This is a genomic window from Streptomyces sp. NPDC050211, from assembly GCF_040656035.1.
Taxonomy (GTDB): domain Bacteria; phylum Actinomycetota; class Actinomycetes; order Streptomycetales; family Streptomycetaceae; genus Streptomyces.
Genome location: NZ_JBFALC010000190.1, coordinates 1 through 1,013 on the forward strand (window position 1 = coordinate 1; position 1,013 = coordinate 1,013).

Genomic DNA, 1,013 nt, shown 5'->3' on the forward strand with positions numbered 1-1,013 from the left:
TCTGCCGCCGGGCCGGGACCCGGGTGGACCTCACCCCCCGGGAGTTCGCCGTGCTGGAGCTGCTGGCCCGCCGGGCGGGCCAGGCGGTCTCCAAATCGGATCTGCTCTATCACGCGTGGCCCGACGAAGCCTGGGATCCCAACCTGGTGGAGGCTCGCGTCAGCGCGCTGCGCAAGAAGGTGGACGCCGCGTTCGACCGGCAGTCCCTGCAGACCGTCCGGGGTACCGGCTACCGATTGGTGGACGACCGTGAACGCGACTGAGCCGCGACGCCCCTGGTGGCCAACCGTGAATGCGACCGGGCCGCGACGCCGCTGGTGGCCGCGTTCGGTACGAGCCCGCACGGCCCTGGCCGCCGCCTCGGCCGCCGCCGTCATCCTGGCCGGCATCGGCTGGTGGGTACACCACGACGTCTACCGCGAGAGCACAGGGATCGCCCAAGGGCAGACGCAGAAACAGTTCTTGGCTCTCGTCGATCAGCTGGAGAAGGGTGCGGTTCCCGCTCGCCGAAGCACCGTGCCGTATGAGATCGTCGCGACCGGCCGACGCGCCGCTGTCGCCTCCGGCGGAGGCATGGAGGAGTTCGATCCCGGCACCCGCCATGTGCTGCCCGCCCCACCGAAGGCCGAGTTGCCCGCCCCACCGGACGAGGGGCCGAACTGGGGCTATACGACCCGTCCCGTGCGCCTGCCGGCGCGCCCCGACTCCGCACCCGGGGACCGGTTCGGCAAGGACGGCGGAACCTACCAGGTCATGTACGACGATGTCAGGGCCGATGAACTGAGCAGCGACACAGTCGCCGCTCTGGGTGTCGCCGCCGACGCCCAGCTGCGGGTCTATGTGGTGGTGCTCCCGCACGCAGCCGAGGACATCGCCGGGACCATCACCGAGGCCACCGACCGCCTGCTGCTGCGGGCTGGTCTCGTCGGCCTCGTACTGATCGCCGCCGTCGCCTACTTCGCCGTCCGTATCGCGCTGCGGCCGGTCGAAGCCATCCGCGTCCTCACCGCCTC

General features: G+C 71.2%; 1 protein-coding gene and 1 pseudogene. Both read left to right on the forward strand.

Annotation, left to right across the window (positions count from 1 at the left end; all coding sequences use genetic code 11):
- Positions 1 to 263: winged helix-turn-helix domain-containing protein (locus tag AB0I98_RS49925; protein ID WP_362953192.1), on the forward strand; the 263-nt coding region annotated here is incomplete at its 5' end.
- A 25-nt stretch (positions 264 to 288) separates the two neighbouring features.
- Positions 289 to 1,013, forward strand: a pseudogene (locus tag AB0I98_RS49930) (two-component sensor histidine kinase); the annotation flags it as partial.